The 24,362-nt window shown below is 68.9% G+C and carries 25 protein-coding genes; 9 read left to right on the top strand and 16 right to left on the bottom strand.

Annotated elements, in window-relative coordinates; all coding sequences use genetic code 11:
• The first annotated feature begins 1 nt into the window (after position 1).
• The 3 genes from OHA40_RS26145 to OHA40_RS26135 all read left to right on the top strand — a co-directional run bounded on the left by OHA40_RS26145 (position 2) and on the right by OHA40_RS26135 (position 2,677).
• On the top strand, positions 2 to 1,189 hold the full coding sequence (locus OHA40_RS26145; RefSeq protein WP_330229511.1) for an aminotransferase-like domain-containing protein: 1,188 nt from the start codon (positions 2 to 4) through the stop codon (positions 1,187 to 1,189).
• Between the two features lie 277 nt (positions 1,190 to 1,466).
• Positions 1,467 to 1,886, top strand: a complete 420-nt coding sequence (locus OHA40_RS26140; RefSeq protein WP_330229510.1) for a hypothetical protein — start codon at positions 1,467 to 1,469, stop codon at positions 1,884 to 1,886.
• Between the two features lie 74 nt (positions 1,887 to 1,960).
• The gene (locus OHA40_RS26135; RefSeq protein WP_442944080.1) at positions 1,961 to 2,677 is read left to right on the top strand and encodes a metal-dependent transcriptional regulator; all 717 of its coding nucleotides are present in this window, start codon (positions 1,961 to 1,963) and stop codon (positions 2,675 to 2,677) included.
• Between the two features lie 238 nt (positions 2,678 to 2,915).
• On the opposite strand, the gene OHA40_RS26130 is transcribed toward OHA40_RS26135, so the two are convergent.
• Together OHA40_RS26130 and OHA40_RS26125 are read right to left on the bottom strand one after the other, a co-directional pair.
• Positions 2,916 to 3,998, bottom strand: a complete 1,083-nt coding sequence (locus OHA40_RS26130) for a tartrate dehydrogenase (RefSeq protein WP_330229509.1) — start codon at positions 3,996 to 3,998, stop codon at positions 2,916 to 2,918.
• Between the two features lie 133 nt (positions 3,999 to 4,131).
• Positions 4,132 to 5,604, bottom strand: coding sequence for an NAD-dependent succinate-semialdehyde dehydrogenase (locus OHA40_RS26125; RefSeq protein ID WP_330229508.1), 1,473 nt, complete (start codon positions 5,602 to 5,604; stop codon positions 4,132 to 4,134).
• Positions 5,605 to 5,740: 136 nt separating this feature from the next.
• Here OHA40_RS26125 and OHA40_RS26120 point away from each other — a divergent pair, with 136 nt between their 5' ends.
• The gene (locus OHA40_RS26120) at positions 5,741 to 6,982 is read left to right on the top strand and encodes an aspartate aminotransferase family protein (RefSeq protein ID WP_330229507.1); all 1,242 of its coding nucleotides are present in this window, start codon (positions 5,741 to 5,743) and stop codon (positions 6,980 to 6,982) included.
• 75 nt (positions 6,983 to 7,057) lie between these two features.
• Positions 7,058 to 7,552, top strand: coding sequence for a DUF3830 family protein (locus tag OHA40_RS26115; RefSeq protein WP_330234381.1), 495 nt, complete (start codon positions 7,058 to 7,060; stop codon positions 7,550 to 7,552).
• A gap of 46 nt (positions 7,553 to 7,598) precedes the next feature.
• Here OHA40_RS26115 and OHA40_RS26110 read toward each other — a convergent pair whose 3' ends face one another.
• Both OHA40_RS26110 and OHA40_RS26105 read right to left on the bottom strand, forming a co-directional pair.
• The gene (locus OHA40_RS26110; protein ID WP_330234380.1) at positions 7,599 to 8,984 is read right to left on the bottom strand and encodes an amidase; all 1,386 of its coding nucleotides are present in this window, start codon (positions 8,982 to 8,984) and stop codon (positions 7,599 to 7,601) included.
• Between the two features lie 27 nt (positions 8,985 to 9,011).
• Entirely contained in the window at positions 9,012 to 9,977 is a 966-nt protein-coding gene (locus tag OHA40_RS26105) for a D-2-hydroxyacid dehydrogenase (protein WP_330229506.1), read from the bottom strand.
• A gap of 87 nt (positions 9,978 to 10,064) precedes the next feature.
• Here OHA40_RS26105 and OHA40_RS26100 point away from each other — a divergent pair, with 87 nt between their 5' ends.
• From OHA40_RS26100 to OHA40_RS26090, 3 genes are read left to right on the top strand one after another with little or no spacing between them, the layout of a single operon-like run.
• Positions 10,065 to 10,805 (top strand): maleate cis-trans isomerase family protein, encoded by a 741-nt coding sequence (locus OHA40_RS26100; protein WP_330229505.1) that lies wholly within the window; start codon positions 10,065 to 10,067, stop codon positions 10,803 to 10,805.
• 14 nt (positions 10,806 to 10,819) lie between these two features.
• Positions 10,820 to 11,551 carry a maleate cis-trans isomerase family protein gene (locus tag OHA40_RS26095; protein ID WP_330229504.1) on the top strand — a complete coding sequence of 244 codons (732 nt, stop codon included), beginning with the start codon at positions 10,820 to 10,822 and terminating at the stop codon, positions 11,549 to 11,551.
• Entirely contained in the window at positions 11,538 to 12,203 is a 666-nt protein-coding gene (locus tag OHA40_RS26090; RefSeq protein WP_330229503.1) for a GntR family transcriptional regulator, read from the top strand. Before OHA40_RS26095 ends, OHA40_RS26090 begins: the two co-directional genes overlap by 14 nt.
• 315 nt (positions 12,204 to 12,518) lie before the next feature.
• Here the strand turns inward: OHA40_RS26090 and OHA40_RS26085 are convergent, their stop codons facing one another.
• The gene (locus tag OHA40_RS26085) at positions 12,519 to 12,941 is read right to left on the bottom strand and encodes an EF-hand domain-containing protein (protein WP_330229502.1); all 423 of its coding nucleotides are present in this window, start codon (positions 12,939 to 12,941) and stop codon (positions 12,519 to 12,521) included.
• Positions 12,942 to 13,261: 320 nt separating this feature from the next.
• Positions 13,262 to 13,675 carry a DUF4345 domain-containing protein gene (locus OHA40_RS26080; protein WP_330229501.1) on the bottom strand — a complete coding sequence of 138 codons (414 nt, stop codon included), beginning with the start codon at positions 13,673 to 13,675 and terminating at the stop codon, positions 13,262 to 13,264.
• 128 nt (positions 13,676 to 13,803) lie between these two features.
• Here OHA40_RS26080 and OHA40_RS26075 point away from each other — a divergent pair, with 128 nt between their 5' ends.
• Positions 13,804 to 14,412, top strand: a complete 609-nt coding sequence (locus OHA40_RS26075) for a TetR/AcrR family transcriptional regulator (RefSeq protein WP_330229500.1) — start codon at positions 13,804 to 13,806, stop codon at positions 14,410 to 14,412.
• Between the two features lie 40 nt (positions 14,413 to 14,452).
• On the opposite strand, the gene OHA40_RS26070 is transcribed toward OHA40_RS26075, so the two are convergent.
• From OHA40_RS26070 to infB, 10 genes are all read right to left on the bottom strand, one after another.
• On the bottom strand, positions 14,453 to 14,908 hold the full coding sequence (locus tag OHA40_RS26070; protein WP_330229499.1) for a type II toxin-antitoxin system VapC family toxin: 456 nt from the start codon (positions 14,906 to 14,908) through the stop codon (positions 14,453 to 14,455).
• Entirely contained in the window at positions 14,898 to 15,125 is a 228-nt protein-coding gene (locus OHA40_RS26065) for an AbrB/MazE/SpoVT family DNA-binding domain-containing protein (RefSeq protein ID WP_330229498.1), read from the bottom strand. Before OHA40_RS26065 ends, OHA40_RS26070 begins: the two co-directional genes overlap by 11 nt.
• Positions 15,126 to 15,230: 105 nt before the next feature.
• A complete protein-coding gene (gene truB / locus OHA40_RS26060; RefSeq protein ID WP_330229497.1) occupies positions 15,231 to 16,151 on the bottom strand; it encodes a tRNA pseudouridine(55) synthase TruB in 921 nt (306 codons plus the stop codon).
• On the bottom strand, positions 16,151 to 16,819 hold the full coding sequence (gene npt / locus OHA40_RS26055; protein ID WP_330229496.1) for a 4'-phosphopantetheinyl transferase Npt: 669 nt from the start codon (positions 16,817 to 16,819) through the stop codon (positions 16,151 to 16,153). The genes truB and npt overlap by 1 nt, the downstream gene beginning before the upstream one ends.
• 44 nt (positions 16,820 to 16,863) lie before the next feature.
• Positions 16,864 to 17,823 carry a metallophosphoesterase family protein gene (locus tag OHA40_RS26050; protein ID WP_330229495.1) on the bottom strand — a complete coding sequence of 320 codons (960 nt, stop codon included), beginning with the start codon at positions 17,821 to 17,823 and terminating at the stop codon, positions 16,864 to 16,866.
• A 58-nt stretch (positions 17,824 to 17,881) separates the two neighbouring features.
• Positions 17,882 to 19,216, bottom strand: a complete 1,335-nt coding sequence (locus OHA40_RS26045) for an MATE family efflux transporter (RefSeq protein ID WP_330234379.1) — start codon at positions 19,214 to 19,216, stop codon at positions 17,882 to 17,884.
• A gap of 163 nt (positions 19,217 to 19,379) precedes the next feature.
• Positions 19,380 to 20,381 carry a DHH family phosphoesterase gene (locus OHA40_RS26040; RefSeq protein WP_330229494.1) on the bottom strand — a complete coding sequence of 334 codons (1,002 nt, stop codon included), beginning with the start codon at positions 20,379 to 20,381 and terminating at the stop codon, positions 19,380 to 19,382.
• A 13-nt stretch (positions 20,382 to 20,394) separates the two neighbouring features.
• Positions 20,395 to 20,838, bottom strand: coding sequence for a 30S ribosome-binding factor RbfA (gene rbfA / locus OHA40_RS26035; protein WP_330229493.1), 444 nt, complete (start codon positions 20,836 to 20,838; stop codon positions 20,395 to 20,397).
• Between the two features lie 118 nt (positions 20,839 to 20,956).
• Positions 20,957 to 21,247, bottom strand: coding sequence for a DUF503 domain-containing protein (locus OHA40_RS26030; protein WP_330229492.1), 291 nt, complete (start codon positions 21,245 to 21,247; stop codon positions 20,957 to 20,959).
• Positions 21,248 to 21,327: 80 nt separating this feature from the next.
• On the bottom strand, positions 21,328 to 24,312 hold the full coding sequence (gene infB / locus OHA40_RS26025; protein ID WP_330229491.1) for a translation initiation factor IF-2: 2,985 nt from the start codon (positions 24,310 to 24,312) through the stop codon (positions 21,328 to 21,330).
• Positions 24,313 to 24,362 lie beyond the last annotated feature (50 nt).

The raw sequence follows: 24,362 nt of genomic DNA, 5'->3' as shown, positions 1-24,362 counted from the left end.
GATGGCTCTCGTCAAACGCAGCAGCGCCGCGGCCGCGGTGACCAGCGGACCGATCGACGACATCTTCGCGGCGCTCGCGCAGCGCCCTGACGTCGTCTCCTTCGCCGTCGGGGCACCGGACCCGGCCCTGCTGTCCACCGAACTCGTCTCGTCGCTGTCCCTGGACGCCATCCGGAAGTACGGAAGCACCGTCCTCCAGTACGGCATGACCCAGGGATTCGCCCCCCTCCTGGACGAAGCCCGAAACCTTTTGCGCAACCGCCATATTCGATGCTCACTCGACAGCATGCATATCTCCACGGGCGGATCGGGAGCATTGCACAACGTGTGTTCTGCGCTGCTCGATCCCCATGACGTGGTGCTGGTGGAAACGCCGACTTACGGCCCGGCGGTCAAAGAATTCGGGAGCCATGGCGCCACCGTTGTGGGGGTGCCGTCGGACGATTTCGGAATCGTGCCGGAAGCGCTGGAGGAAGCTCTGGCCCGATACGACGTCGCATTCGTTTACGTGTTGCCTACTTTCCAGAACCCGACCGGGCGAACGATGCCGACCGAACGGCGCGAACAGATCGCCGAGATCGTCGTCCGTCGCGGCACCTCGATCGTCGAGGACGACGTCTATTCCGACCTGCGCTACCGAGGCGTTTCGCCGCCCGCGCTCTGCTCCTTCGCACCGGACAACACGATCTACATCACGTCGCTCTCGAAAACGCTTGCCCCGGCAATTCGTGTCGGAATCACCGTCATGCCGCCGGATCTCCTGCACAGTGTGCTGGCCCTGAAGCAGGGCATCGATATGCAGACATCGACCTACTGCCAGGCGATTGCCGCCGAGTTCCTGGGCAGCGCGGCGGGGGCCGCGCACCTCGCTCACGTCATCGACGCTTACTCGGCCAAATTGGACACCCTGGTCGACGCTGTCGAGCGGCACTTCCCCCAGGGCTTCCGATGGCTCGAGCCCGAGGGCGGGATGTTCTTGTGGGTCGAAGGGCCGCGCGGTTTCGACGCCGACGCACTGCTGGGCACGGCACTGCGCGAGGGCGTCGCCTTCCTGCCGGGCAGCGTCTTCTACGCCGACGGCGACGCCGACCACCGCAACACGATGCGGCTGAGCTTCGCGAACGTGCCGCGAGCCGATATCGACCGGGGCATCGCGGTGCTGGCCGCCCTCTGCGAGGACACCGCATGAGCGGTCAGGCCCGGAGGCGGCAGCGAAGCGTAACCACGCAGGGCTCCGCTCAGGCGAGAAAACGGCACCGCATGAGCGGTCAGGCCCGGAGGCGGCAGCGAAGCGTAACCACGCAGGGCTCCGCTCAGGCGAGAAAACGGCACCGCATGAGCGGTCAGGCCCGGAGGCGGCAGCGAAGCGTAACCACGCAGGGCTCCGCTCAGGCGAGAAAACGGCACCGCATGAGCGGTCAGGCCCGGAGGCGGCAGCGGAGCGTGACCACGCAGGGAGGCACAGCATGAGTGAGCGGCATCCTGTCCTCGGCACGTGGGAGGTCATCGCAGAGGGTGCTCCCTTCGCCTACCACGTGATGCAGTTCCATCCCGGCGGCACGATGCTGCAATCGAATCCGGACTACGGCAACCGGGCCACCAGCGACAGCAACGGCATGGGCACGTGGCGCTCCGACGGACACCTCGTCATCGGCGCGTTCCTGGAGTTCGTCGTCGATCGGGCCGACCCGACCGTGGTCGGCAAGGGGATCGTCGCGTTCGAACTCGAAGTGACCGGAGACCGGTTCTCCGGATCCGCCACCGCGACGTTCTACGACCTTGCCGGTACGCCGCTGCGACCGCCCGCGACCGCACTGCTGACCGGCCGGAGATTCGACGGCACGGCGTTCGCCGGGCGTGCGGATTCACGCGATCGTGATGTCTGAATGTGTATATCGGCAGCGCCCAGCCTAAGCTCGGGTGTGTGCCCGGTAAACGAGATATCGCCACGCGACGCGAGCTGGCCGACACCTCCGTGCCAGGCGAAGCCCATGGTGGCACCGCGACGATCGCGCCGGTGCTCTCGTCGGTCGCCCAGGATTATCTGAAGGTGATCTGGACGGCGCAGGAGTGGTCGCCGGAGAAGGTGTCCACCAAGTTGCTCGCGGAGCGCATCGGCGTGTCCGCCTCGACCGTCTCCGAAGCGGTGCGCAAGCTGGCCGACCAAGGGCTGGTCGAACATGCCCGCTACGGTGCGATCGCCCTGACCCCCGAAGGCCGCCGCGCCGCCGTCGCGATGGTGCGCAGGCACCGGCTGATCGAGACATTCCTGGTGAACGAGCTCGGCTACCGCTGGGACGAGGTGCACGATGAGGCCGAAGTGCTCGAGCACGCGGTCTCCGAACTGCTGATGGCACGCATCGACGCCAAACTCGGCTACCCCGACCGCGATCCACACGGCGACCCGATCCCCTCGGTGGACGGCGCGGTACCCACCCCGCCCGCCCGCAGGCTCAGCGACTTCGCCGCGGGCGAATCCGGCCGCGTCGCCCGGATCTCCGACTCGGACCCGGATATGTTGCGCTACTTCGACTCCGTCGGCATCGCCCTGGACACCACCATCGCGGTCGTCGAACGCCGCGACTACGCGGGCACCATCGCCATCCGTATCGGCGCCATCGAGTCACCGACCGACTTGGGCCGCCCCGCCGCCGAGGCCATCTGGCTCACGGCCTGACCCGGTCGGCTCCGCGGAAGGCGGGTCATCGGGCGTGGTCGGCGCTGTTCTCGCCTACGCGTCCCATCCAGGCGGTTCAGCAACGCGTCAACGGCACCCGAACCAGCGATGCGGGTTCGCTCACCGATGGGCGCGGGCGACGACGGCCGACGACGACGAAATCTCCGGAGGCGCCACCGCATCGGTGAACTCCGCCGGACCGTCGGCAAAACGGCAGCCGCGTGGCACCGTGGGCAGGTCAGCCGCGTTCCACGGTCGCGGAGCGGCGCGCCAGTTCGGCCGCGCGGACGGCGATGGCATCGCCGAGGTCGGTGGTGGTGGCGGTTCCGCCGAGGTCCGGCGTGCGGACCTCGCCCGAGGCGAGCACGTCGCAGACCGCTCGGTCGACGGCGGCGGCCGCGTCCGACTCGCCGAGATGATCGAGCAGCATCGCGCCCGCGAGGATCTGGGCGACCGGGTTCGCTATGCCCTGACCCGCGATGTCGGGGGCGCTGCCGTGTACGGCCTCGAACATCGACGGGCCGGTGCGCTCGGGGTTGATGTTGCCCGACGGCGCGAGGCCGAGCCCGCCGGTGACGGCGGCGGCGAGGTCGGAGAGGATGTCGCCGAACAGATTCGAGCCGACGATCACGTCGAGCCGGTCCGGGTGCAGCACCAGCTCGGCGGCCAGCGCGTCGACGTGCATCTGGCGCGTCGTCACCTGCGGATACTCCGCGGCGATGCGCTCGAATAGGCTGTCCCAGTATGGCATCGAGTGGATGAGCCCGTTCGACTTCGTCGCCGAGCACAGCCGCCCGGACCGTTCGCACGCCCGCTCGAAGGCGTACCGGATGATCCGCTCGCACCCGGCGCGGGTGAACACCGACTCCTGGAGCACGAATTCGTCGGCGCGGCCCTCGTTGTGGATGCCGCCGATGCGGGAGTACTCGCCCTCGGAGTTCTCCCGCACGATGAGGATGTCCAGGTCGTCGGCGGTCCGGCCGCGCAGCGCCGACTCCGTGCCCGGCAGCAGGCGCACCGGCCGGAGGTTGACATACTGGCCGAAGGCGCGGCGCAGCGGGATCAGCAGGCCCCAGAGCGAAATATGATCAAGCACACCGGGAAAGCCGACCGCGCCGAGCAGGATCGCGTCGAATCGGGCGAGCCGCTCCGGACCGTCGACGGGCACCATCGCACCGGTGCGCAGGTATTGCTCGCAGGACCAGTCGAATTCGGTCCATTCGATACCCGGCAGCACCGCGTCGAGCACTCGTACCGCCTCTGCGGTGACGTCGACGCCGATGCCATCCCCTGGGATGGTCGCGATCCGGTATCCGCTCACTCGTGGTTCCTCTCCGCTTGCGTTCGGCGCACCTGGCATCCGGCGTTCTCGAATCCGAGCCGACTGTGGTCCTGGTCCGGACTATCCGTGGTCAACTGCTGGGGGCACGCGCCGTACGGCTCGGCAAGCCACCTCACAACTTCACGCCGATGTACTTGGTCTCCAGGAATTCATCGATTCCGGTGAGTCCGCCCTCGCGTCCGAGCCCGGACTCTTTGACGCCGCCGAACGGCGCGGCCGGATTCGACACCACGCCTTGGTTGAGTCCCACCATGCCGGTTTCCAGCGCCTCGCATACCCGCAGTCCGCGCCGCAGGTTCTCGGTGAACACGTAGCTCACCAGCCCGGAGGGGGTGTCGTTGGCTCGGCCGACCGCCTCGTCCTCGGTGTCGAAGACGCCGATCGCGGCGACCGGTCCGAAGATCTCGGTGTGGCACAGTTCGGCGTCGTCCGGGACATCGACCAGAACGGTCGCGGGATAGAAGGTGCCCGGACCGTCCAGCGCGGTGCCGCCGATGAGCGCCGTGGCGCCGCGAGCGCGGGCGTCATCGACCAGGCTCTGCACCTTGGCGACGGCGTCGGCGTCGATCAGCGGGCCGACCACCGCATTCGGCTGGGTGCCCCGGCCCATCGGCAGTGCGGCCATCCGATCGGCGAGCCTGCGTGCGAAGACCTCCGCGACGCCACGCTGGACCAGAATGCGGTTGGCGGCGGTGCAGGCTTGGCCGATATTGCGCATCTTCGCCGCGAGCGCCCCCTCGACCGCCTCGTCCAGGTCGGCGTCGTCGAATACCAGCAGCGGGGCGTTGCCGCCGAGTTCCATCGAGGTACGCATCACCGTCTGCGCACACTGGGCCAGGAGTTGTTTGCCGACCGCCGTCGAGCCGGTGAAGGACAGCTTGCGCGAGCGATCGTCGCGGATCAGCGGCGTCATCACGGCGGCGGGATCGGCGGTGGTGACCACGTTGACCACTCCGGCGGGCAGCCCGGCCGCGGACATGATCTCCGCCAGCGCCAGCATCGAAAGCGGCGTCTGCTCAGCGGGTTTCACCACGCAGGTGCACCCTGCCGCGAGGGCGGGAGCGATCTTGCGCGCACCCATGGCCACCGGGAAGTTCCACGGCGTGATGAGCAAGCTGGGGCCGACCGGCTGCCTGGTCACCAGGAAGCGTGAGCCGCCGGTCGGCGCAGGCATGTATCCGCCGTCCAGGCGCACGGCCTCCTCGGCGAACCAGCGGAAGAACTCCGCGGCATAGGCAATCTCGCCGCGCGCTTCGGCCAGCGGTTTGCCCATTTCCAGCGTCGCGATCAGCCCGAGCCGCTCGGTGTCGGCCAGCAGCGCGCGATGCACGCGCATGAGCAGGTCGCTGCGTTCCCGGGGTGGTGTGCGAGCCCAGTCCGGCTGCGCCGCGCACGCCGAGTCCAGGGCCGCGAGCCCGTCGGCGGGGTCCGCGTCGGCGACCGCGCAGAGCAGTTCACCGGTCGCGGGATCGAAGACAGGGAGCGATCCGGCGGCCTCGCGCCACTCGCCGTTGATGAACAGACCTCGCGGCACCGTCTCGATCGCGGCTCGTTCGGCAGTGCTCAGGGCGCTTTCGGTGAGCATCGTCGGTGGCTCCTCTCGACCGCGCAGCGTTCGGCCATTGCTGCGACCCGTGCGGCCATGTTATGCATATTGTCGACAATCCGACAATAGACAATTGGCGGCATCTCATCCCACCCGCTCCGGGAGGCGAATCACCATGACCGAGCTATCGCCCGTCCTGAAACAAGCCACTCCAGTGACCGTCGACCACGGCGCGGGGTGCTATCTCTACGACACCGACGGACGCCGATACCTGGACTTCACCGCCGGTATCGGGGTGACCAGCACGGGCCACTGCCACCCGCATGTCGTGGCGGCGGCGCAAGCGCAGGTCGCCTCGCTGATCCACGGCCAGTACACGACCGTCTTGCACCGGCCGCTGCTGGAACTCACCGAGCGGCTCGGTGCGGTGCTGCCGGAGGGGTTGGACGCGCTGTTCTTCGCCAATTCCGGTAGCGAGGCGGTCGAGGCGGCCCTGCGGCTGGTGCGCCAGGCGACCGGACGGCCGAACGTCATCGTGTTCCACGGCGGTTTCCACGGCCGCACCGTCGCCGCCGCCACGATGACGACCTCCGGCACCCGGTTCTCCGCCGGATTCAGCCCGCTCATGTCGGGGGTGCACGTCGCCCCCTTCCCCACCGCGTTCCGCTACGGCTGGAGCGAGCGGGAGGCCACCGCCTTCGCGCTGCGCGAACTCGACTACCTGTTCACCACGCTCACCTCGCCCGCCGAGACCGCCGCGTTCCTCGTGGAGCCCGTGCTCGGCGAGGGCGGCTACATCCCCGGCAACACCGAGTTCTTCCGCGGACTGCGCGAACGCGCGGACCGGCACGGCATCCTGCTGGTCTTCGACGAGATCCAGACCGGCTTCGGGCGCACCGGAAAGTTCTTCGGCCATCAGCACTTCGACGTCCGGCCCGACGTGATCACCATCGCGAAAGGGCTGGCCAGCGGGTTCCCGCTGTCCGGCATAGCGGCACCGCGCGAGCTGATGGCGCGGGCGTGGCCCGGCTCGCAAGGCGGCACCTACGGCGGCAACGCGGTGGCGTGCGCGGCAGCGATCGCCACGCTCGATGTCATCGAATCCGAAGGGCTGGTGGCGAATGCCGCGGCCAGGGGCGCGCAGCTGCTGCGCGGGCTGCGCGAGAGCGCCACCAAGGCGATCGGCGACGTCCGCGGTCTGGGGCTGATGGCGGGCGCCGAATTCACCACGCCCACCGGCGAACCCGATCCGGTCACCGCCGCGGCCGCGCAACGCGCCGCGGTGGGCAAGGGGCTGCTGCTGCTGACCTGCGGCGCGCAGATGAACGTGGTGCGGATGATTCCGCCGCTGATCGTGACCGATACTCAGATCGAGGACGCGCTCGCGATCTGGTCGGAGGTCCTCGCGGAGCTGTAGCCCGGTGACCACCGCCGGTATCCCGACCCCGTCTTGCCCGCCCGGCGGGCACCGATGATCAGGAAGCAGGACCGCATGGCCCGCTACATCACCATCTCCCTCACCAAGGCCGCGGTGACCTGCCGCGCCCGTCTGCTCGACGCGGAGGCGCCGCGCACCTGTGCGGCGGTGTGGAACGCGCTGCCGCAGGAAGGCGACGCGTTCCACGCCAAGTACGCCCGCAACGAGGTGTACACCCTGCTCCCCCGGATCGACGCGGCCCCGCATCGGGAGAACCCGACCGTCACGCCGATCCCCGGCGACGTGTGCCTGTTCGATTTCGAATCGTGGGAGATCGGCAATCCGGCCTACGGCTACGAACCCGGCTCCGCGGCCGAGCACGAGCGCGGCGCCACCGACCTCGCGCTCTTCTACGGCCGCAACAATCTGCTGATCAATGGCGATCTCGGCTGGGTGCCGGGCAATGTCTTCGCCACGATCGAGGAAGGCCTGACCGAGATGGCCGCAGCGTGTAACGCCCTGTGGTTGCATGGGGTTCAAGGCGAAGCACTCGCCTTCGCTCGCGCCTGACCCACGACCGAGTGGCCCCGCGGCACTGCGCGGGGCCACTCGTCGGTCATGACGCCAGCACGAATTCGGCGTAGCGGGCTACCGCCAGCACCAAATCGTCGGAGTGACGCGGACCGATGATCTGCAGTCCCACTGGAAGACCCGCAGGGGTGGTGCCCACCGGGATGCTGATCGCGGGCTGCTGGGTGAGGTTGAACGGATAGGTGAACGGCGTCCACTCCGCCCAGTGATGCAGCCCGCTGCCGGGCGGCACGTCGTGGCCCGCCGCAAACGCGGGAATCGGCACGGTCGGAGTGATCAGGACGTCGTAGTCGGTGTGGAACGCGCCCATAGCGATGCCGAGCTGCGCCGCCACGTTGCGGGCGGCGAGATAGTCGACCGCGCTGACGGTTTCACCGCGCTCCCACACCGCGAGCAGTCCCGGGTCCACCCGCTCGCGCGTCCCTGCCGGGAAGCCGGACAGCATGGTGGCCGCCCCTGCCGCCCAGAGCAGTTCGAAGGCTTCGCGCGGATCGCCGAAACCGGGATCGGCGGCGCTGACGCCCAGTTCGGCCTCGGCGAGGCGGGCCACCGCCGCGTCCACGACCGCCTCGACGTCGGCGTCCACGTCGGCGTAGCCGAGCGTCGGCGAATACGCCACGCGCAGTCCGCGCACGTCGCGCTGCATCTCGGCGCGGAACGCGGTGATCGTGGGAGCAAGCGCGGTGGGGTCGCGCGGATCGGGGAGCGACAGGATGTCCATCAGCAGCGCCGCGTCCTCGACGGTGCGGGTCATCGGGCCCGCGTGCGCCAGCGGACCGAAGGGACTGGCCGGGTAGAGCGGAATCCGGCCATAGGTGGGCTTGAAGCCCACGATGCCGCAGAACGCGGCCGGAATGCGCACGCTGCCACCGCCATCGGTGCCCACCGAGACCGGGCCCATGCCCGCCGCGACGGCCGCGGCGCTGCCGCCGGAGGATCCGCCCGCGGTGGTGGACGGGTCGGCCGGATTGCGGGTGATGCCGGTCAACGGGCTGTCGGTGACTGCCTTCCACGCGATCTCCGGAGTGGTGGTCTTGCCCAGGAACACCATGCCGTCCTCGCGCAGCCGAGCCGCCACGGGGCTGTCCACCGGCCACGGGCCGGCGGGGTCGATCGAGGTGGACCCGCGCCGGGTGGGCCAGCCCTCGGTCAGGAAGACGTCCTTGAGCGAGATCGGTACGCCGTCCAGCAGTCCGCGGGCGTGGCCGGACTGCCAGCGCGCCTCGGAATCCTTCGCCTGCACCAGGGCACGATCGGGATCTACGAGGCAGAACGCGTTGAGCGCGGCGTCGCGGTCGGTGATCGCCCGCAGGATCGCCTCGGTCGCCTCGACGGGTGACAGGGCGCCCGCCGCGTAGGAGGAGACCAGCTCGACCGCCGTCATCGCGGTCGGGTCGGTGGGAATGTTCATATCGGGGTAGCTCATGGATGGGCTCCTTCAGCCGGGCACGTACCCCAGCCTTTTGTCGACCACGTTGTCCAGCGGGCGTCCGGTGATCCATTTGTCGAAGTTCTCGGCGAACATGGTGACGATCTCGGTCCGCCATCCGATGACGTCACCGGAGTTGTGCGGGGTGATCCGGACATTCGGCAGTTCCCACAGGGGGTGATCGGCCGGGAGAGGCTCGGGGTTCACCACATCGAGCGCCGCGGCGGCGATCGATCCGGTGCGCAACGCGGCGACGAGATCGTCGGTCACAACGAGTTCCCCACGGCCGACGTTCACAAACCTGGCGTGTGGCCGCATCGCGGCGAAAGCGGTGGCGTCGAACATATCTCTGGTCTGCTCGGTCAGCGGGGCGATCGCGATGACGTAGTCGGCCCGGCACAGTTCGGCGTGCAGATCGGTGGCGACGGTGCCGAAATCCGGGTCCGTGACACACTCCCGCCTGCCCACCGCCCGTACCGTCATTCCGACCGCACGCAGCAAGCGGGCGATGTGGCGTCCGATCGAGCCGGTGCCCACGATCAGCGCACTGGCTCCCGCGACGCGTTCGGATTCCCGATGTCGCCACTCGTGCCGCTGCTGCAACAGCAGCGATCCGGAGAGGTCCTTGGCGAAGCCGAGAATCTGTCCGAGCACGTATTCGGCGATCGCCACGTCGAAGACGCCGCGGGTATTGGTTACCACCACATCACTCGTCCGCAACTCGGGAAACATTGCCGGGTCGACGCCGGTCGACCCCATGTGTAGCCAGCGCAGCCGGTCTGCCGCATGCCATGCGTCGGGCAGAGCGCGCGTGCGAAAGTCGTAGACGAACAACACTTCCGCCCCGCGCAGGGCGTCCGCGAGGCCGGAGGCCTCCGTGTACCGAACAGTGGCGCGGCCTTCCACCCGGGCCATGTGTTCGACATCGGGCACACTGTCACTGTGCAGGACGGTGACAATTGGGCCCTGTTCCACATTGACACACTAAGATCACATCGTATGATTGTCAACAATCCGATCGTGTTCGGAGGTCGTCCCGGCTGAAGCGCGAGAGGGGCCCCAGTGGACTTGAGCTTTCCCGATCTCGATGGCCCCGTCGCGCAGCGGGGTATCGGGATCATCGCTCCGTTCGATCTCGCACTCGAACGGGAGCTGTGGCGCTGGGCGCCCTTGGAGGTGAGCCTGCATCTGGCTCGCACTCCCTATGAACCGGTCCCGGTCTCGCTGGAGATGGCCGAGCTGGTATCCGATGCCGCGCACCTCACCGCGGCCACCCGCAACGTGTTGCACGTGGAGCCCGAGGTGGTGGCCTACCTGTGCACGTCGGGCAGCTTCATCAAGGGGCTCGCCTACGAGAAGTCGTTGCGCGACACCATCTGCCGTACCGGGGCCCAGGACGCGGTCACCACGTCGGGCGCGCTGCTGGAGGCGATCCGCCATCTGGATCTCACCCGGATCTCGGTCCTCACCCCCTATGACGAGATCCTCACGCACCGGCTGCACGAATTCCTCGCCGAAGCCGGGTGCGCGGTGGTGCGCTCCGATCACCTCGGGCTCGGCGGCGGCATCTGGAAGGTCAGCTACCGCACCATCGCCGAACGCATCGTGGGCGCCGACGATCCCGCCGCCCAGGCCATCTTCGTCAGCTGTACCAATCTGCCGACCTACGACCTCATCGAGCCGCTGGAACAGGCGCTCGGCAAACCCGTACTCACCGCCAACCAGCTCACCATGTGGGCCTGCCTCGGCCGGATGAAGCTGCCGACGATGGGTCCGGGCAAATGGCTACTCAACGTTTTCTGAAGGAAGAACATCGCATGCAGGCACCCACCGTCGGCTTCATCTACCCCGACCACGCGGCCGAGGACGACTACCCGCTCGCGGCGGCGGCACTCGGCGCGCACCTTCCGGTAGCGCACATCTACGGCACCGATCTGCACGCCGTCCCCGAACTGCTCGAGCTGGGCAGCCCGGAGAAGTTGCGCGTCGGCGCGGCACTGCTCGCCCGGCACCGGCCCGCGGCGGTGGTCTGGGCCTGCACCTCCGGCAGCTTCGTCTACGGACCCGCGGGCGCTCGCGAGCAGGTGCGCGCACTGGCCGAGGTCGCGGGCGTGCCCGCCACCAGCACCAGTCTCGCGTTCGCCGACGCCGTGCACGCGCTCGGGCTGCACGCCGTCGCGATCGCGGCCAGCTATCCCGACGAGGTCGCCCAGCTGTTCGTGGAGTTCCTCGCGGACGCGGGCATCGACGTCGTCTCGATGTCCAGCGCGGGTATCGACACCGCCGCCGAGGTCGGCACGCTCACTCCGCCCCAGGTGCTGCGGCTGGCCGCCGACAACGACCACCCGGACGCGCAGGCGCTGCTCATTCCCGACACCGCCATGCACACCATGGCGGTGCTGCCGGACCTGGAAGCTACGCTGGGAAAACCGGTGCTGACAGCCAATCAGGTCACGATCTGGGCGGGCCTGCGGCTGGTCGGCGCCGAGCCGGTCGCCCCCGGGCTCGGCAGCTTGTTCGCGGAAAGGCAGATCGATGTCCGTCGTTGATTTCGAGCCGGTGAACCGGCAGTCGACCGCGGAGATGATCGCCGATCGGCTCCGCGAGGCGATCATGCGCGGCAGCCTCGCCCCGGGAGCGCAGCTCGGCGAAGCGGATCTGGCCGCGCAGTTCGCCGTCTCGCGTGGGCCGGTGCGCGAGGCGATGCAGCGGCTGGTGTCCGAGGGCCTGCTGCACAGCATCCGCCACCGCGGCATCTTCGTCATCGAACTGGCACTCGACGACGTCATCGATATCTATCGCGCGAGGACAGCGCTGGAATGCGGCGCACTGGAGCTGATCCTGGACGGTCGCCGCCCGATCGCCTACGAGGCGCTCGGACCCAGCGTCGAGGAGATGGTGGCCTGCGCCGAACGCGGTGACGCGGTGGGTGTGTCCGACGCCGACCAGGCCTTCCACGAAGCTCTGGTAGAGAGCGCGGCCAGCCCGCGGCTGGTGCGCGCGGCCCGCACCTTGCTGATCGAGACGCGAATGTGCCTGGGCGCCTTGCAGACCACCTACCCCGACCTCCGCGAACAGGCCCACGAACACGTCGACCTGCGGGAGGCCATCGCCACCGCCGCGCCCGCCCGAGCTCGCGCCCTCCTCGTCGAGCACATGGACGACGCGGTACAACGCCTCCGCCACCAGATCAGCCGATAGACGGCTACCTCGCCTCCACACGGCCCGGCGCCGACTGCGGACGGACTACTCATGTCGAGTTGCATGGCCGAGCTGACGGCCGCGAGCAGTTGACATGTAGGAGATTGCCTACCTGCCATTTCGTGGCGGTGACCCGAGCTCGAGCTGTAAGAGGTCGCCCCGACAGGCGCCAGTCATCGCTCGCCCCGCAGGCTACGGACGGACGCCTCCGGCTACGCCCTTCTTGCGGCTGCGTCAGCCATCGCTCGGCGCGGGCTGCGGGCGAACTACGTCCAGCTACCCCTTCATGCGGCTTTCTCGGGTCCGCGGCGCGGTTCAACGGGACAGGAAGTCGAGCAGCGTGCGGAATTCCGCGAGCGACAGATAGCCGTCGCCGTCGCGGTCGGCCGCGGCCAGCAAAGCATCGGCAGGTTCGTCGATCCGGCCCGCGCCGACGTGGCGGATGAGCGATTCGAGTTCCTCGACCGAGATGCGGCCGTCGCCGTTGACGTCGAAGATCTTGAAGGCGGCGTCGGCGTCGGTCACCTCGATGCGGCCACTGACCAGCGCGGCGTCGAATTCGGCACGGGAGACCAGGAAGTCGCCGTTGGTGTCGGCCGCGGCGACCATCCGCTCGACCGCTTCGTCATCGACTTCTAGGCCGAGTGCCCGGATACCGGTGGTGATGTCCGCTACCGAGACGAGGCCGTCGCCGTCCCTATCCCACAACCCGAACGTATCGACCGGTCGTTCACTCATCGCCCATTACCTTCGCTGCCACTGCCTACCGTGGCCGCCACTGGATTCCGCGCACGACGACCAACGCACACTGTACGGATTCCATTGGGGGCGTGGTGCTCCGGTTGCACTCAGGGCAGGCCGCACAGCACCGTGCGCAGCGCTCTCGGGACGACGGGCACGCACGTCCCGATCCCGGCTCGGGCTGCTCGCGGCATTCCACCACGGAGGGATCAGGCCGATCAGGGCAGGCGGTCCGCACCCGATGTGAACCACTCGGTGCGCTGAGGTTCTGCGCAACGCCAGTTCCACGCCGCGTCGCCGAACGCGACGGTGGCGGGTCAGCGGGCGGCAGCGATGCGATCGGACGGCACCCCGAGCCGTTTCTCGTCGGCGTCCGCGAGCCAGAACCAGATCGGCGGCAACACGACTTCGATGGCGGTCAACACGATCTGGAACCAGTGCGGCCAGCCGTACACGGCGACCGAGACGAGGCGAGCGACGGCGCCGAGCAAGAAGATTCCAGCCAGCCAGCGGATCGCGGCGGCCGGGATCGGCGATTGCCGCGCCGCCCAGATCCAGACAACGCCGTATCCGATGAAGATCGCGCCGAAGAACCGGGTTTGGCTATCCGCGGTAACGCCGGAAGAACCCATATCGGGTATCCCGTCGATGCCGAGTGCGATGTGCATGAACCCGATCGCGACGCAGGCGATACCCATAGCCATGGACAGCCACTTCAGTGCAGCGGACATACATCCCTCCCGGAAGCACGTGCTCGGAATGACGCCCGGCGGTCTCGTCGAGCACCGATGATCTTAGTTGACGTCTGTCTACTAAGACGGTACGACCTTGGTAGACAGACGTCAACTAAGCTTGTGCGGTGACGTCCCGCCGCCGCCTTTCGCCCGACGAGCGCCGCCGCCTGCTGCTCGACGCAGGCGCGAAGCTGTTCGCCGAAGACCCCTACGACGCCGTGCTCATGGAGGACGTCGCCGCCGCGGCAGGCGTGTCCCGCGCGCTGCTCTACCGGCACTTCCCGAGCAAGCGCGACTTGTTCGCGGCCGTCTACCAGCTCGCATCCGATAGGTTGCTGATCGCGACGACTTTCGACGCCGAAGCCCCGCTGACCGACCAGCTCGCCGCGGGCCTCGACACGCACTTCGACTACTTCGAGGCCAACGCCAACACCGTGCTCGCCGCCAACCGCGTGCTGGCCGCCGATCCCACGATCCAGGCGATCATCACGGGCGAACTCGGCGAGCTGCGCGAACGTGTCCTCGACGCGCTGGGACTGCATGGGCGGCAGCGTGCGACCGTCTCGGTGATCCTGATGAGCTGGCTGACCTTCGTCCGGGTACTCACCGTCGACTGGCTGGAGAACGGCACACTGACCCGCGCCGAAATGCGCGAAACATCACTCGGCGCTCTCCTGGGTGCCCTGCGGCCGATCATCGCTCTCGACGCCCCGCAGGACACCGAGAGCCGATGAAAGCCGTTGCCCGCGATATCGAGTGCGGACGATCAGCGGGTCAGATCTGTGTGGTGTCGGGTGTGATCAGCTCGAGGTTCGGAAAGTACGTCCGGAACCGTGAGGTGTGCCGGGTCAACAGCCGGTAGCCCGACACCGCGGCGTGGGCGCCGATATAGAAGTCCGGTAGCGGGCTTCGCTTTTCACCGCCGCGGCGCCGGTAGGCGAGAAAGGCTTTGCCGGCCACGAACCCAGCTTGATAGGGCAGGTCTACGCGTTCCAGTTCGCTCTCGGGCAGCGCCGCGTCCAGCTCTTCGATACTGTCGAAACCGGCTGCGACTTCCGCGTAGACAATCGGATTTATGACCGTGAAACCGAGGTCACGGGCTTCGGCGATGGCGTCATCCGACCAATCCGCCCACTTCGGATCGTCGGTGAGCACATCGAGCAGCACGCAGGAGTCCACCAACGTGGTCGGGAGGTCCCGGACCGCCCGCAGCGTGCCGCTACTCTCCACGGAACAGTGCCATCAACTCGTCGGTCGTCATGGTCGTAGTCGCCCGGCCTCGCATGTGCCGGGTCAAACGCTTGCCACGCCGCTCCGCACCTTCTCGGCGGACGATCTGCAGCGCGTTGCCCACCTCGATGACTTCCACTTCGTCCCCCTCTTCGAGTGCGTACTTGCGCCGCAGTTCGGCAGGGATCGTGACCTGGCCTTTACTGTTGAGACGCATCGGTCACCCCTCGCTCATACGTATTACATGCGACACGTATTACATTATCCCGAGTTGGACCAGCCGACAATGCGGCAGTGCGCGGTGTCGTCCGCGCCCGGTGGATCAGAGGTTTGCCGGGCGGACGACCATCACCGAGGACGCGCGGTTGCCGGACTCACGCAGCAGGGCGATGGCGCGGCCTGCGGGGTCGATGGCCGCGTAGACGCCGGAGATTTCGGCGGGGGCGAGCCAGCGTCCGTTGCGCAGATCTTCGGCCTGATTCTCATCGATGTCCCTGTGCGGGAACGCGGTTCGAACCGCAGCGTCGATATCGAGGCTCAGCGGTGGCACGCCCGACTCCGCTGCGTCGGCCAGCTCGTCCAGGGTGCGGGCGTGCTCGAGCGTGAACGGGCCGACCCTGGTGCGGCGCAATGCGGTCAGGTGACCGCCGACGCCGAGCGCTGCGCCCAGGTCACGGGCCAGCGCGCGCACGTAGGTGCCCGAGGAGCACTCGACCACTACGTCCAGGTCGACGAAATCACCGGCGTCGCGGCGGGACAGCACGTCGAAGCGCGACACCGTGACCGGGCGGGCGGCCAGCTGCACGTCCTCACCCGCACGGTGGCGAGCGTAGGCGCGTTCGCCGTTCACCTTGATCGCGCTCACCGTAGCGGGGATTTGGTCGATGTCACCGGTCAGTTCGGCGGTGCGGGTGGCGATGTCGGCGTCGGTGAGGTGGGCGGCGGGTGTGGTGGCGAGCACCTCACCTTCGGCGTCGTCGGTGGTGGTGGCCTGCCCGAGACGGATGGTCGCGGTATACGCCTTGGTGGTCAGGGTGAGCAGGCCGAGCAGTTTGGTCGCGCGGTCCACGCCGAGCACCAGCACGCCGGTGGCCATCGGGTCCAGCGTGCCCGCATGCCCGACCTTCTTGGTGTGCAGCAGTTTCCGGCATTTCGCGACGACATCGTGGCTGGTCCAGCCACCGGCTTTGTCGATGATCAGCAGCCCGCCGAGCACATCGGGGCGCGCGTCCGATCCCGCCATCAGCTGTGCACGATCGCGGTCAGGATGTACCCGTCGACGATCAGCCAACGGCCGTCGAACGAGCGCAGCGGTGCGCCACCGTCGGTGGTCTGGCCCGGCACCAGAAGTTCGGTGTGGAAGCTGCCGTGCCCGGAATCGGCGGTGCTGTCCTCGATCTCGAACGTGATGTGCGCGTCCTCGAAGCCGAGCCAGCGCACCGTCAGCGGGAACCACGCTTTGTAGGTGGCTTCCTTGGCGCAGAACAGCAGCCGGTCCAGGTGCAGCTCGGAGTCGGTGGTCTTCAGCCACTCCCGCTCCTGCGGCAGGCTGACCGAGTCCAGCACGCCGTCGGGCAGCGTGGCATGCGGCTCGGCGTCGATGCCGATGGAACGGAACCGCAGCTTGTGGCCCAGCACTGCGGCCTGATAGCCGTCACAGTGGGTCAGGCTGCCGACGATCCCGCGCGGCCACACCGGAGCGCCCCGCTCCCCCTTGCCGATCGCGACCGGCTGCTCGCCGAGCTCCGCGAGCGCCAACCGGGCACAGTGCCGCGCGCCGATGAAATCCCGGCGTCGCTTCTCCACCGACTTGGCGATGAGATGCTCCTCCGCCGGATGCGGCGTCAGATCCTCCGGATACGCCAGCAACTCGGCAGAGGCCACACCAGCGGGCAGAATGTTCTCGATCATCACCGCCGAGCCTAGCCGAGCGCCGTCGGCGGCCTGCGCCACGACTACGCCAGTCCGCGCCGCTGCTGCGCTTTGCTCCGCATTTCGGCGGCGGCGGCTTCCATTTCCGGGGTCACCTGGAAGTGGCCGCCCCATTTGTTCAGCGTGCCCGGCGGGTACTGCGGGGTGGGCAGGATCTGGCGCAGCAGTCGATCGGGCAGGCCGCGGCGCTGCCATTCGCGGGGGTAGCCCAGCGAGACCTCCTCGAACCGGACGCCGTCGTAGTGCGAGGTGCGCGGGATGTGCAGGTGGCCGTAGACCGAGCAGACCACGTTGTAGCGGGTGTGCCAGTCCGCGGTCAGCTCGGTGCCGCACCACAGCGCGAACTCCGGGTAGAACAGCACATCGGTCGGCTGCCGCACCAGCGGAAAGTGGTTGATCAGGACGACCGGCGTGCCGGGCGCGAGCGCGTCGAGCTTGCGCTTGGTCGCCTGCACGCGGGCGTGACACCACGCGTCCCTGGTCAGGTACGGCTCCGGCGAGAGCAGGAACTCGTCGGTCGCCACCACGTTGCGTTCCCTGGCGATGGCGAGACCCTCCGCCTTCGTCGTGGCGCCCTGCGGCAGGAACGAGTAGTCGTAGAGCAGGAACATCGGCGCCAAGGTCACCGGTCCGCCGTACTCCTCGGCGCCCGCGCCCTCCCACACCGGGAACGGGTCCTCCGGCGTCAGCACGTCCAGGTCACGGCACATCGAGACCAAATAGTCGTAGCGCGCCACCCCGGACATCTGCACCGGATCCTTCGCCGTGGTCCACAGCTCGTGGTTGCCCGGCACCCAGATCACCTTGGCGAAGCGGCCGCGCAGCAGCTCCAGCGACCACCGGATGTCCTCGGTCTTCTCCCCCACGTCGCCGGCCACGATCAGCCAGTCCTCCGGCGAGTCCGCCGTGATCTGCTCGACGACCGGCCGATTCCCTTGGTGCCCGACGTGAATGTCGCTCACCGCCATCAACTTGGGTATCACCACACCTACCTTGGCATATCTGTTCCGATTCGCACGCACCGGCCGAGCCGGGTGTCGTTCACGTCGGCACCTCGGCGCCGACACGGGCCCAACGGCCCGACAGCGCCCGCCACGTGACGGCGAGCAGCCGTAACACCATGAACGCGGCCAAGCCGGACCAGATTCCGGCCACGCCCCAGTCGAACGCCAGCGACAGCCAGATGGCGGGCAGGAAGCCGGCCAGCGCCGCGGTGAGCGTGGTGGTGCGCAGGTAGGCGGCGTCACCCGCGCCGAGCAGCACACCGTCAAGGGCGAAGACGATGCCCGCCACCGGAATCAGGGCCACGAAGAACCACCACACCACATGGGTGCGATCGAGTACCTGCGGATCGTCGGTGAACAGCGTCGGGATGACCACCACCCCAGCCGCGAAAAGGGCGGCCAGAGCGAGGCTGAAGATCTCCGACCATTGGGTCACGCGCCGGGCGATGCCCCGGGCGCCCGCGGCATCGCCCGCGCCGAGTGCCGCGCCGGTGAGGGTCTGCGCCGCGATGGCGAGCGCGTCCAAGGCGAGGGCCAGGAAGTTCCACAGTTGCAGGACCAACTGGTGGGCGGCCACCGAGGCAGCGCCGAAGCGGGCGGCGACCGCCGCGGCCGAGACGAAACAGGCTTGGAAGGCGAAGCTGCGAACGATCAGGTCGCGGCCGAGCACCAGCTGCGCGCGCATGACCGACCACTGCGGGACCAGAGAAACCGGTTCGCGGATCAGCGCGTTCAGAAACAGCGCCGCCATCAGCACCTGGCCGACGACATTCGCCAATGCGGAACCGGGCAGTTCCATACGCGGCGCGCCGAACAGCCCGTGCACCAGCACTGGGCACAAGACAGCCGAAACCGCGAGACCCGCAACCACATAGGCCAGCGGCCTGCGCGTCTCCTGGACGCCGCGCAGCCAGCCGTTGCCCGCCATGGAGATCAGGATCAGCGGCACCCCGAACAGCGCGATCCGCAGCCAACCCAGCGCTTCACCCGCGATGTCGCCGCCGCCCGCGATGGCGTTCGTCAGTGGCACGGCGAACAACTCGGCCAACAGCAGGATCGCGGCGCCGACCGCGATCGCGATCCACGTGGCCTGCACGCCTTCGGCGACAGCGCCCCGGTGATCGCCCGCGCCGTGGCGGCGTGCCGAGCGCGCGGTGGTGCCGTAGGACAGGAAGGTGAGCTGTGAACTCGTCTGCGCCAGAATCAATCCGCCGACCGCGAGACCGGCCAGCGCGAGGGCGCCGAGCCGACCGACGACGGCGAGATCGAACAGCAGGTAGAGCGGCTCGGCGACCAGCACGCCGAGCGTCGGCAACGCCAGCCCGAGAAGGCGTTTCGGGCCGGCCGCGGCGGCCCGGTCGACCTCGAGCAGCCGCGTCTCGGCCTCACGTGCCGAGCCGGTAACCTCCGCCTCGCTGGAACTTTTCGCGTTCACGAACACCTCCGCTACCCGGACCCGGAGGCGACCGCCGTCGGTCGGGCCGAACAAGTTTCGTGGCGACATGCTTCCTGCCGACCGCTGCCGAAGTCCACCGTCATCCGAGCGCGGTCAACAGCGCGGCGACCAACTCCTCGGGCGAGCCATAGGCCGTGTATCCGGCGGCGAAGCGGTGACCGCCGCCGCCCAGCGCCGTGGCCACCTCCGCCACATCCACGCCGTCACCCACCGAGACCCCGGTGTCGCGCGAGCGCAGCGACACCGTCCACCGACCCGGCACGGCGTGGGATTGCTTGAACACCGCGGCGATTCCCGCTTCGGCGGTCGTGCGCACGATATCGATGACGCTCTCGACCTCCTCCGACCGCACCCCGTCGACATCGTCGCGGTGCACGAACGCGTACACCAGCCCGACACCACCGCGCGCCTCCGGCACCAGCCGCGCGGTCCCCAGCACTCGGGCCAACATCGGCAGCCACCCGAACGGGTGCGTGTCCAACAAGGTGCGGGCGATCCCCGCGCCATCGATCCCGGTGGACAGCAGGCGCTCCGCCAAGTCGTGGGTCCCCGGCCGCACCCACCGGAACGAGCCGGTATCGGTGACCAGACCGGCGTAGAGGCAGTGCGCCACGTCCGGATCGATCGGCACGCCCCAGGCATCGAGCAGCCGCGCGATCAGGCTCGTCGTGGACTCGGCGCTGGGATCGACCACGTTGATCGCACCGAACCGGGTATTCGACCGATGATGATCGATCACCATTGTCGTTGCGGCGCCGGGCAATCGGTCGGCGAGCGCGCCGAGCCGCCCCGCGCTACCACAGTCGACCGTGACCAGCAGGTCCACCTCGGCACGCACGTCGGCGGGCGCCACCAAGTGCCGCACCCCCGGCAGCGACCGCATCGAGACGGGCAACTCGGCCGGTTCGGCGAACGACACCTGCACCGGAATACCGCGCCGGTGCAGGACCAGCGCCAGCGCGAGACCGCTGCCGATGGTGTCCGCATCGGGCTGCACATGGCAGATGATGGTCACCGAGTGCGCCGCGTCCAGCGCCGCCACGGCCGCGTCCAGGTCGGCCGTTTCCCGCATCGTCGTCATCAACTACCGCATGTCACTCGTCGGCGTCGCGTTCGACCTTGTAGGGGTCGGCGTCGCCCGCGGGCCTGGCAGTGGCGGCCACCTTGGCGACCGCGTCGTCCGCGGCCCGCGCCTTGGCGAGCAGTTCCTCCATCTGCCGCGCCGCATCGGGCACGGTGTCCAGCACGAACGCCAGCGACGGGGTGAACTTCACCCCGGTTCCCGCACCCACTTTGGAGCGCAACACACCCTTGGCCTTCTCCAGACCGGCGGCCGCGCCGTCGTAATCCGGTTCGGCGTCAAGGGTTTCGCCCATCACGGTGTAGTACACCGTCGCCTCGCGGAGATCGCCGGTCACCTTGGCGTCGGTGACGGTCACGAAACGCAGCCGCGGATCCTTCACCTCGTATTCGATCGCGGTGGCCACGATCGAGGAAATCCGCTTGGCGAGTCGGCGTGCCCTGGCTTGATCCACCATGGCCGTTTCCTCCTCACTACTAACTCTGTTCGATGGCGGCCGGAGACCGCCGTGCCCATCGCTCACGCTGTGCCCGGCGGCAGGAGCAGCGTTGTGTGGCCGCATGCTCCCGCCGAGGTCAGTCTTCGGGTCCGAAGATCCGGCGGCGCACCGCCAGCAACTGTAACTCCGGACGGGCCGCGACGTGCCGTTCACATCTGTCCAGCACTTCGGTCAGGTGGTCCATTCCCGCGCTGACCATGGCGACGCCCAGCATTGAGCGACGGTAGAGATCATGGTCCCCGCCTTCGGCGGCACTCACCCCGAAGCGCTGCAATTCGGCCAGGATCGGCCGGATCACCGAGCGCTTCTGTTTCAGTGAATGCACATCGCCGAGTAGCAGGTCGAACTCCAGTGCACCCAGGTACACCGACACCCCTCCACTAATCGGGACGACCGGCCCGGACGCCGCGGCCTACACGGCGCGGCGTCCGGACTCGTCTCGGTCTATCAGTCGCGCGGCTTCTCGCGCAGCTCGTAGGCCTCGATGATGTCGCCTTCCTTGATGTCGGAGTAGGTGACCGTCATACCGCATTCGAAGCCCTCGCGGACCTCGACAGCATCGTCCTTCTCCCGTTTCAGCGAGGAAATCGTCATCGTCTCGGCGATCACCATGTTGTCGCGGAGCAGGCGCGCCTTGGCGTTGCGCTTGACCGAACCCGAGGTGACCATGCAACCGGCGATGTTGCCGACCTTCGACGAGCGGAAGATCGCCCTGATCTCGGCGCGCCCCAGCTCGACCTCTTCGTAGATCGGCTTGAGCATGCCCTTGAGGGCCTTCTCGATCTCGTCGATGGCCTGGTAGATCACCGAGTAGTACCGGATGTCGACGCCCTCGCGGTTGGCCAGCTCGGTCGCCTTGCCCTCGGCGCGGACGTTGAACCCGATGATGATCGCGTTCGACGCCGACGCCAGGTTGACGTTGGTCTCGGTGACGCCACCGACACCGCGGTCGATGACCCGCAGCCGCACCTCGTCGTCCACCTGGATCCCGAGCAGCGCCTCTTCGAGGGCCTCGACGGTACCGGAGTTGTCGCCCTTGAGGATCAGGTTCAGCTCGCTGGTTTCCTTCAGCGCGGCATCCAGATCTTCCAGGCTGATCCGCTTGCGGCTGCGTGCGGCCAGCGCGTTGCGCTTGCGCGCGTTGCGCCGGTCGGCGATCTGCCGTGCGATCCGGTCCTCGTCGACCACGAGGAGGTTGTCACCGGCGCCCGGCACCGACGTGAAGCCGATGACCTGGACCGGCCGCGACGGCAGCGCCGCGTCGACGTCCTCGCCGTGCTCGTCGACCATGCGGCGCACGCGACCGTAGGCGTCGCCCGCGACGATCGAGTCGCCGACGCGCAGCGTGCCGCGCTGCACCAGCACCGTGGCGACCGGGCCGCGGCCGCGGTCGAGGTGTGCCTCGATGGCCACACCCTGCGCGTCCATGTCCGGGTTCGCCCGCAGGTCGAGGGCAGCGTCCGCGGTGAGCAGCACCGCCTCGAGCAGTGCCTCGATGTTGGTGCCCTGCTTGGCCGAGATGTCGACGAACATGGTGTCGCCGCCGTATTCCTCGGCCACCAGGTTGTACTCGGTCAGCTGCTGCCGGATCTTCTCCGGGTTCGCGCCTTCCTTGTCGATCTTGTTGACCGCCACCACGATCGGCACGTCGGCCGCCTGCGCGTGGTTGATCGCCTCCACCGTCTGCGGCATGACGCCGTCGTCGGCGGCGACCACCAGGATCGCGATGTCGGTGGCCTTCGCACCGCGGGCACGCATGGCGGTGAACGCCTCGTGACCCGGGGTGTCGATGAAGGTGATCAGCCGGTCCGCGTCGCCCAGGTGGGTGAGCACCTGGTAGGCGCCGATGTGCTGGGTGATGCCACCGGCCTCGCCCTCGCGGACGTTGGCCTTGCGGATGGTGTCCAGCAGTCGGGTCTTACCGTGGTCGACGTGACCCATGACGGTCACCACCGGAGGACGCTGTTCGAGGTCTTCCTCGCCGCCCTCGTCCTCGCCGTAGGTGAGGTCGAACGACTCCAGCAGCTCGCGGTCCTCGTCCTCGGGGCTCACCACGTGCACGACGTAGTTCATCTCGCCGCCGAGCAGCTCGAGGGTCTCGTCGTTCACCGACTGGGTCGCGGTGACCATCTCGCCCAGGTTGAACAGGGCTTGCACCAGCGCGGCCGGGTTCGCGTCGATCTTCTCCGCGAAGTCCGACAGCGACGCGCCGCGGGCGAGCCGGATGATCTCGCCGTTGCCGCGCGGCAGCCGCACACCGCCGACGGCGGGCGCCTGCATCGAGTCGTACTCTTGCCGCTTCTGCCGCTTCGACTTACGGCCACGACGGGGCGCGCCACCGGGACGGCCGAACGCGCCGGCCGCACCACCGCGGCCGCCGGGACCACCCGGACGACCGCCGCCGCCACCACCGGGACGACCACGGAAGCCGCCGGCCGCACCACCGGCGCCAGGAGCACCGGTACCCGCACCGGGAGCACCGCCACCGCCACCGCCTCCGCCGCGGTAGCCACCGCCACCGCCACCGCCACCGGGACGGCCGGCACCAGCACCGCCGCCGGGACGACCCGGACGACCTGCGCCGGGACCACCGGCACCGCCCGGACGCGCCGCACGCGACGGCATCGCGCCGGGGTTCGGACGCGGGGGCATCGAGCCGGGGCTGGGCCGCGGACCGCCGGGGCGCGGACCGCCCTGACCGGGGGCCGGACGAGAGCCCTGGGCCGGGCCGGGACGCGGGCCACCCTGCGCAGGACCGGGACGCGGACCACCCGCGGGACCCGGACGCGGGCCACCAGGGGCGGGACGCGACGCGGGCCGCTCGGGAGCCGACGAATAGGGGTTGTTACCGACGCGCGGGGTCTTCGGCCCGGGACGGGGACCGGGCGTAGCGCCACCCTGACGCGGGCCGCCCTGCGTGGGAGCGCCGGGACGCTGCTGCTGACCGGGACGCGGGCCGCTCGGCGTCGGACGCGGACCGGCCGGGGCCGGTGCGCTCGCGCTTGCGGCGGCCGGGGTGATCGATTCCCGTGCGGCGGGCTTCGGGGCGGGAGCCGGTCCTGGACGCGCGGCGGGACCCGGCCTCACGGCCGGGGATTCGCCGGTACGCGCGGCGGGACGGGAAGTCTCCTGCGCCGCGGGCGCCGGAGTAGGCGCCGGAGCCGACGGACGCGGGCCGGGACGCGGGCCACCGCCCGCGGGCTTCGCGGCCGGACGGGCCGACGACGGACCGGGGCGCGCACCCGACTTGGTGCCGTTCGACGGGGCTGATTTCGCCGCGAACGACTCACGCAGCCTGCGCGCGACGGGAGCTTCCACCGTCGACGACGCCGACTTCACGAACTCGCCCTGCTCCTTGAGCGTTGCGAGTAGTTCCTTGCTCGTGACACCGAGTTCTTTGGCCAACTCGTGCACGCGGGCCTTGCCTGCCACTGCTCTCCTCACTGAGAGGCCGAGCAGCGCCACCGTCTCGGGACGGGGGG

It is taken from the genome of Nocardia sp. NBC_00508, assembly GCF_036346875.1.
Classification (GTDB): domain Bacteria; phylum Actinomycetota; class Actinomycetes; order Mycobacteriales; family Mycobacteriaceae; genus Nocardia.
This window is presented reverse-complemented; position numbering and strand designations above follow the sequence as displayed.